The organism is Streptomyces sp. NPDC013157 (assembly GCF_042899865.1).
Taxonomy (GTDB): domain Bacteria; phylum Actinomycetota; class Actinomycetes; order Streptomycetales; family Streptomycetaceae; genus Streptomyces.
This window is the reverse complement of sequence record NZ_JBIBAK010000041.1, coordinates 1-3,339: the sequence shown is the minus strand read 5'-3', so window position 1 is coordinate 3,339 and position 3,339 is coordinate 1. Positions and strand designations below refer to the sequence as shown.

4 protein-coding genes are annotated in these 3,339 nt (G+C 66.2%); 1 reads left to right on the top strand and 3 read right to left on the bottom strand.

The features are described from left to right. Positions 1 to 159: 159 nt before the first annotated feature. Both ACFY6U_RS52115 and ACFY6U_RS52110 read right to left on the bottom strand, forming a co-directional pair. Positions 160 to 1,551 (bottom strand): transporter substrate-binding domain-containing protein, encoded by a 1,392-nt coding sequence (locus ACFY6U_RS52115; protein WP_390050198.1) that lies wholly within the window; start codon positions 1,549 to 1,551, stop codon positions 160 to 162. Further along, the gene (locus ACFY6U_RS52110; protein WP_390050196.1) at positions 1,461 to 1,772 is read right to left on the bottom strand and encodes a transposase; all 312 of its coding nucleotides are present in this window, start codon (positions 1,770 to 1,772) and stop codon (positions 1,461 to 1,463) included. The genes ACFY6U_RS52115 and ACFY6U_RS52110 overlap by 91 nt, the downstream gene beginning before the upstream one ends. An 81-nt stretch (positions 1,773 to 1,853) precedes the next feature. On the opposite strand from ACFY6U_RS52110, the gene ACFY6U_RS52105 reads away from it, so the two are divergent. Further along, on the top strand, positions 1,854 to 2,183 hold the full coding sequence (locus ACFY6U_RS52105) for a hypothetical protein (protein ID WP_390050194.1): 330 nt from the start codon (positions 1,854 to 1,856) through the stop codon (positions 2,181 to 2,183). 218 nt (positions 2,184 to 2,401) lie between these two features. On the opposite strand, the gene ACFY6U_RS52100 is transcribed toward ACFY6U_RS52105, so the two are convergent. Next, on the bottom strand, positions 2,402 to 2,767 hold the full coding sequence (locus ACFY6U_RS52100) for a DoxX family protein (RefSeq protein ID WP_390050200.1): 366 nt from the start codon (positions 2,765 to 2,767) through the stop codon (positions 2,402 to 2,404). Positions 2,768 to 3,339 lie beyond the last annotated feature (572 nt).

Genomic DNA, 3,339 nt, shown 5'->3' with positions numbered 1-3,339 from the left:
GTGAGCACCGCTATGCGGAGGAGCACGTGGTGCAGGAAGCGGCATTCGCAGCCCTGGCGAAGGAGGCCTGAGGCCACGGTGCAAGGCGTGGATCCTGACCGAGTCACGGGGCACCCCCCTCTGAGTAGCTGAGCAGCACCTTTCGTGTAGCAGGGAATCTCACTGGCCGCCGTTGACGGTGGCCGTGTCGACGCTGCTGGACTTCAGGTTCCACTTCTCGACGATCGTCTTGTACGTTCCGTCGTCGATCAGCTTCTGGATGCCGGCCTGGACAGCCTTGACGAGCTTGCTGTCCTTGGCCATGCACGCGCCGATGAGTGCGGGGTTGTCCGTCTTGCTGACTACCTTGTACTGCCCCTTGGAGACCGACGTGACGTAGGCGTTGGTCGCCGACTGGGCGAAGACCGCGTCAACGCGCTTGGAGTTCAGCGCGAGGTTCGCCGCGTCGTTGGTCTGGAAGGTCTGGATGTCGATCGGTTTGCCGGCACAGTCCTTGGCCGAGGCTGCCTTCGCGTCATTCAGTTGCGTCGTGCCGGCCTGTACGCCGAGCTTCAGGCCGCACAGCGAGGCGAAGTCCGAGACATTCTTCGGGTTACCGGACGTCACGATGAGGTCGGACCCCGAGTTGAGGTAGTCGACGATTCTGTGGAATCTGTGACCTGCGGTTTCGCTATTGGGTGCCTTGTCGACTTCGACGATCGGCAGCAGTGCGGAGGTGGTTGGCCGGTTCAGGTCGCGAGGGCTGGGGCCGGCGCGAGTGGGGGCCTCGGCGAGCCGGCCGAGGAGTGCGTCGAGGGCGGTCTGGCCGTCACCGACAGCGGCGCCTTCGTCGCCAGTCAACGGGATGGAGATGAGCACTCCGGCCTTCTCGCAGAGCGAGGGGATCAGGGTGCGGTTGATGTAGTTCTTCGCGACCGGGTGGGCCCGGATGGAGAAGAGCAAGTCAACGCGCTCGTTGGTCTTGACGTCGAGGCGTTCGGGCTGGGTGGACCGCAGGGCCTGCCAAGCCTCGATGGCCTGGCCGACGATCGGGTCGACGGGTTTGGTGAAGGCTGTACTGGTCTTGTTGACCGGGACGTCGAGGAGGCAGACGGCCTGCTCGGCCAGGACCTCGCGGGAGGCGCCCTCGATGGGCTGTCCCTCGTGCCGCCAGCGGACGCAGCCGACCCGGAGCCGGGAGATCTCGTCACTGCGCAGGCGGGAGAACAGCCAGGTCACAGCGAGAGCACGGATCAGTTCCAGGGGGTGGTAGCTGCCGGCGGAAGTGCCGGGAAGGTCTGGGGCCTGGAGGTTGAGTCCGGCCCACAGCAGTTTCGCCCAGACCTCATCCGCGATGACGCGGGGGTCGGTAGAGATCGGGGCCGCCATCGTGCGGGGCACCGCCAGGGCCCGGTTCGTGTCGAAACGTCTAGGGATCCATTCCCATTCCTGCAGGTCACGCAGGAACGTGCGGGTGCCCATCAGGATGTGGGACTTGGTCCGTGAAGCGATCGGGTCGCCACGACGCCCGTGGAGGTGGTCGACGCGCTGAACGTAGTCCCCGACGGCCATCTCGTAGACCGCGGCCGCCCAGTTCGCGCAGGTCGACCGCGTCCAGTGGGCCGGATCGACGGCGACCCGTTGCGCCGGGCCCGCGAGCCCCAGCTGTGCAGCGTCCCGGGTCGGACGCCCAGATCCTCGGCCACCTCCGGAACCGGCTTCCCGGTCTCCGTCACGATCCGTACCGCCCCCTCCCGGAACTCGGCGTCGTAGATGCGCTTCCCGGATGCCATGACCCCCAACTATCCCTCCGGTCACGGTCTCCACAGTAGGAGGGAAGCCGCACAGCGAAGGACGTCGTCCGCCGTAAGAAGGTGACGCTGGAACTGGAACCCGGCGACGCGCTTGTTGCGGGCCTGAAGCCGGACGTCTGCCACGACAACTACGGCCGGTACCGGATCGAGCGGCACGGGACACCGATCGGCTTCACGGTTCAGACCACGAGCGTCGCGCCACTCGGCTCGGTTCTGTCGCTCGCGCTTGTCGATGCGGAGGCCGCTCAGCCCCGCACAGCCGTCGAGGTCGTCTGGGGCGAACACCCAGGGCCAACGGACGCACCTGAGCCAACTTGTCACTCGGTTCGCGCCACGGTACAGCCGTCGCCGTACGACCACTACGCGCGGACTCGATACCGCGCCCATTGAGCTCGACGCGGACAAGCTCGGCTACTGGTGGCTTCCTGTGACCGAGGTCGTCGCGTACCCCCAGCGGCTTCGCGGGCGGCGGGACCGAATCCGCCGATGCCCGTAGCCCGACGCGTATTGCTCCGTGTGGCTGCTCAACGCCGGCTGGGGGACAGTCCGGTAATGGCGAGCGGCACTGGTGCTTATGGCCAGGGGGGTCGGCCGCCAGGGATGGTCGGTCAGAACTGGTAGGGCCCGAAACGTCCCCACGCGACCGTGATCAGCAACGCGATGTAGAGGAGGTTCAGGGCGGCGAGTGACGTCTCGGAACGACGGAGGTGGACGACGGACCCGCCCACGGCCAACGCGACACCGCCGAGAGCGGCCCAGGGGACCAGTATCGGTGCGATATCGGTGGCGCTCGGAAGGATCAGGCCGAGGCCCACCAGCGAGTCCAGCAGTCCGATGATCTTCACGGAGGGGTCGGAGAACTGCTCGACCCAGCCGAAGACCTGGGCCAGTTCTGCTCTGTTTCGTACGATCTTCATGCCTCCCACCACGAGGAAGGCGACGGCGAGCAGGGACTGGAAAACCCACAGCAACACGTTCAAGAGAAGCTCCAGGGACACGGGAAACACCGCCGGGCCGATCACCGCCCTCGCGAACGTGGCCCAGGTAGGGCAGCGCGGCGTACCAGATCGCGTGGGGATCCGGGACGACCGGAAGAAGTTCGGCCTCGGTCAGGGGTATCGCCGCGCCTGCCTCTTCCGAGTGCAACTGGCGAGCCCCATACCTTGGGCTCCTTCCGCCGCAAGTGGGTGTCGGCGTAGGGCCGAAACTAGTATGTCAATAACAACACGTCAATCTTGACATTCATGATCGTCGGGAGCATTCTTCAAGCCATGGCGACCTACGGCGTTCTTGTTGCCGGCATACGGCCGCTCGGTGCGATGGCCGAGATCACGGCGGGTCGGGTCGGGTTGCGCACGGTCGTCGTGGAGAACGCGGCGGACGTCTGTCCGCTGCCGCGAGCGGTGCACTTCGACGCGGAGATCATCCGGCTGCAACGGCGCGTTCCGGCCGCTAGGGGAATGGGCTTCTCACGTCGGCGAGCAGCTTCAGGCCCTCTGACCTACCGAGGAAGCAGATGATGAAGCAGCAACGGCGCAGCGTCCTG

What these genes read in the sequence shown, in the direction of transcription:
- ACFY6U_RS52115 (WP_390050198.1), bottom strand. Translation starts at nt 1,551, where the DNA reads ATGGCCGTCGGGGACTACGTTCAGCGCGTCGACCACCTCCACGGGCGT.
- ACFY6U_RS52110 (WP_390050196.1), bottom strand. Translation starts at nt 1,772, where the DNA reads ATGGCATCCGGGAAGCGCATCTACGACGCCGAGTTCCGGGAGGGGGCG.